Consider the following 3,463-nt stretch of genomic DNA (forward strand, 5'->3'; position numbering starts at 1 on the left):
GCGGGCACCGCGCAGCACGGGTGTCGCGATGCCGTGGAAGGCCGCCCGTTCCAGGCCGAGCCAGTCGGCGAGCCGGGCCTGCCCGGGTAGGTCGCCGATCCGCCGCACCACCACCGCCACGGCACCGACCGCGCCCAGCGCCAGCAGCGCGGAGGCGAGGTACTCCCACCACCGTGGGGTGCTCCCCACCCCGCCCGTCGCGGTGAAGCCGCTGAACGCCGACCACACAGCGGGGACGGCGAGCATCCCGAGCCCGGCCGCGGCCGCGGCCAGTGGCACCAGCGGTGCCTGGAGTGCCGGGCGCATCGTCTCTCCGGGGGCCGGGGGGTGGCCCGCCCCGGTCTCCGCCGGAAAACCCGTGTCCGCAGAGGATCCGTCCCCTGTGGACACGCCCGCCGTGTCCGTCCGCGGGGTCGGCCGGCCCAGCACGAACACCGCGGCCCGGGACGCGTAGGCGGCGCTGACGGCGGTGGCGGCCAGGCCCGTCAGGTACAGCGGGGTCGAGGTGTGCAGGGCGGCGGCGAGGATCCGGTCCTTGGTGGCCCACAGCGACAACGGGGCGAGCCCCGCCAGTGCCGCGGCACCGACCACGAACGTGGTGCCCACCACGGGCCACCGGCCGCCGACCCCGCGCAGCGCGGTGAGCCGCTCCGTGCCCACGACCGTGAGCCAGGCCCCCGCCGCGAGGAACAGCAGGCTCTTGGTGGCCGCGTGGGCGACCAGGTGGGCCGCGCCCGCGGTGACCCCGCCCGCACCGGCGGCGACCACCATGAACCCGATCTGGGCGCAGGTGGAGGCGGCGAGCAGTTGTTTGAGCTCGGGCTGCACCACCGCGACCGCGCCGAGCACGAGCGCCGTGGCGGCCCCGGCCCAGACCACCAGCGTCGTCGCCCACCCGGTCGCACTCAGCAGGGGGTGCAGGCGTAACAGCAGATAGGCACCCGCCGCCACCATCGTGGCCGAGTGCAGCATCGCCGAGACCGGGCTCGGGCCGTCCATCGCCCGGGAGAGCCAGAAACTGAACGGCAGCTGCGCCGACTTACCCAGCGCGGACAGCACGACACCGGCGGTGGCGACGTCGACCCATCCCGGGGGGAGCCGGGCGAGCGCGTCGAGCGACAGGCCGCCCGCACCCCCGGCGAGCGCCGCCCCGGCGGCGACGTAGAGCCCGAGATCGGCGGCGCGGGTGGTCAGGAACGCCACGGCGCCGGAGGTCGCCCGGCGCGTCTCGTGCCACCGGAAACCGATCAGCGCGTACGACGTCGCGCCCATCACCTCCCACGCCATCAGCAGGGTGAGCAGGGTCGTGGCGGTGACCGTGACCAGCATCGCCGCGGCGAACAGCAGCATCAGGCCGACGAACCGGGCCCGCGTCCCGTCCCGGGGGAGGTCGCCCGCGGCGAACACCAGCACCGCGGGCAGCACGGCGGTCACGGTCAGCACGAGGACGGCCGAGAGTCCGTCCACCCGCAGCCCGGCCGGGATCCCGGCCAGGAAACCGCCGGAGAGCTCCGGGCGGCCCAGTGCGGCGGCCACCGCGAGGCCGAGCGTCACCACCGCCACGCCGATCCCCAGCGGGAACGCCCCCCGGTCGGCGGGACGGCCCGTGCCGAGCAGTACCGCACCGGTCACCGACGGCAGGACGACGAGTCCGACGAGCACCGTGGTCAGGGCACTCACCCCCGCAGATCCGCGGCCATGTCGGTCATGTCCACGTCCCGGGCCCGGAACAGTGCCGTGGTCACCGCGAACCCCGCGGCCATCTCCACCGCCATCGCGGTGATGGCGAGCACGATGAGGACCTGGCCGTCGGCGGGGCGTGGGGTGACGAAGTACCAGAATCCGGCGGCGCCCACCAGCACGGCGTTGATCATGAGTTCGAGCCCCATCATGATCATCACGACCGACTGCTGGGAGAGCGCGCCGTACAGGCCGACGCTGAGCAGCGCGGCGGCCAGCAGCAGATAATGCTCCAGGATCATCGGCCGACACCACCCCGTATCGGGTCGTCGGGACGACGGCGGTCCAGCCGGTCCCCGTAGCGGTCGTACCGGCCGCGCCGGGTGGCCAGTACCACGGTGGCGACGATGGTGGCGAACAGCACCAGTCCCAGCACCATCATCACCAGCATCTTCGGCCCCATCAGGGCCGTGCCGAGCGCCCGGGTCGCCTCCGCGGGCGGCGGGGTGTCCGCCGAGGGCCAGTCGACGAGCAGAATGCCGGTGGCGAGCACCCCGAACGTGCCGAGGGCGATGCCGAGCGCCCCGCGCCGGTTGTGCACCATCGTCATGGGCATCAGCCCCGCCGGGTTCATCATGTACATCACCATGAACACGACCATGATCAGCATTTCCATGATCATCATGAGCACGACGAGCACCCCGAGGTAGGTCAGCCCGACCAGCAGCAGCGTCCCGCCGGCGAGAACGAAGGACACCAGCAGCGCGAACGTGGCCCTGGCCATGGAGTCCACCCGGAACACCAGCATCCCGGCCACCACGGCCCCCGCCGCACACACCCAGAACACCACCTCACTCCCCACCGACCCCACCCCCCTCCCCGCGAGTCGCCACTTCATGTCCGCGAGTTGCCACCCAATGCCCGCGAGTTGCCACTTCGTGCCCGCGGGTCGGCATCCCGGTCACGGCACCGCCCCCGCGAGCACCACAAGGGACACCGCCAGCGCCTGCAGCAACGCCAGCGGAATCAGCACCACCCAGGACAGTTCCTCGAACCGCTCCATCCGCACGGTCGGCGACCGCCGCCCGGCCCAGACCAGGACGGCGAGGACCGCGAGCGTCTTGAGCACCGACCACGACCACCCGGGCAGCAGCGGGCCGGACCCGCCGCCCAGGAACAACGGCACGGACATGGCCGCGCCCGAGACGAGCAGCAGCCACCGTCCGGCGCGGAACACCAGTGCGTCCGCCCCGGACAGTTCGGCGGTGGCGCCCCCCGCGACGTCCGCGTGCACCGGATGGTCGAACGGTGCCTGGAACGCCATCGCCGACACGGACACCAGGAACACCACGAACGCCACCGGCATCCAGACCACGAACCACAGCTGTTGTTGCGCGGCGACGATGTCGGCGATCCGCAACGATCCGGCCGCGATGGCGGCGGTGGTGAGCACGAACATGTGCGGCAGTTCGTAGGCCAGCCCCTGGGCCAGGAACCGGTAGCCCCCCACGAGGGCGAACGCCGAGTTGGCCGACCAGCCGACCAGCCACACGGCGGCCCACGCCACGATCTCCATCGCGTTGAACCAGACGATTCCCACGGAGAGGTCCCCGACCGCCCAGCGGCCCAGCGGGGTGGCCACCGAGGCCAACAGTGCGGCGGTGAGCAACGCGACGCCCGCCGTCCGCCACAGCAGGGTGTCGGCCCCCGGCGTCCGGCGTCGTTGCTGCACCAGCAGTGCCCCCGCGGTACGCGGGGCCGCGGTGAGCGCGTCCCGGACGAG

The 3,463-nt window shown here is 73.2% G+C and carries 4 protein-coding genes; all 4 read right to left on the minus strand.

All coding sequences use genetic code 11. From position 1 onward, the window contains the following. The coding region (locus SACPADRAFT_RS25325) for a proton-conducting transporter transmembrane domain-containing protein (RefSeq protein ID WP_051442359.1) at positions 1–1,680 on the minus strand (1,680 nt) is incomplete at its 3' end. After that, on the minus strand, positions 1,677–1,982 hold the full coding sequence (locus SACPADRAFT_RS0203130) for an NADH-quinone oxidoreductase subunit NuoK (protein ID WP_007026962.1): 306 nt from the start codon (positions 1,980–1,982) through the stop codon (positions 1,677–1,679). The genes SACPADRAFT_RS25325 and SACPADRAFT_RS0203130, both read right to left, overlap by 4 nt. Further along, positions 1,979–2,578: an NADH-quinone oxidoreductase subunit J gene (locus SACPADRAFT_RS0203135; RefSeq protein ID WP_407690011.1), complete on the minus strand. Its 600-nt coding sequence runs from the start codon at positions 2,576–2,578 to the stop codon at positions 1,979–1,981. Before SACPADRAFT_RS0203135 ends, SACPADRAFT_RS0203130 begins: the two co-directional genes overlap by 4 nt. Positions 2,579–2,641: 63 nt before the next feature. Next, positions 2,642–3,463 (minus strand): NADH-quinone oxidoreductase subunit H (locus SACPADRAFT_RS25330; RefSeq protein ID WP_007026964.1); only part of this gene is annotated, 822 nt, incomplete at its 5' end.

Source organism: Saccharomonospora iraqiensis subsp. paurometabolica YIM 90007 (genome assembly GCF_000231035.2).
Taxonomy (GTDB): Bacteria; Actinomycetota; Actinomycetes; order Mycobacteriales; family Pseudonocardiaceae; genus Saccharomonospora; species Saccharomonospora paurometabolica.

Coding starts and splice junctions, on each gene's coding strand:
- SACPADRAFT_RS0203130 (WP_007026962.1), bottom strand. CDS start 1,982: ATGATCCTGGAGCATTATCTGCTGCTGGCCGCCGCGCTGCTCAGCGTC.
- SACPADRAFT_RS0203135 (WP_407690011.1), bottom strand. CDS start 2,578: ATGAAGTGGCGACTCGCGGGGAGGGGGGTGGGGTCGGTGGGGAGTGAG.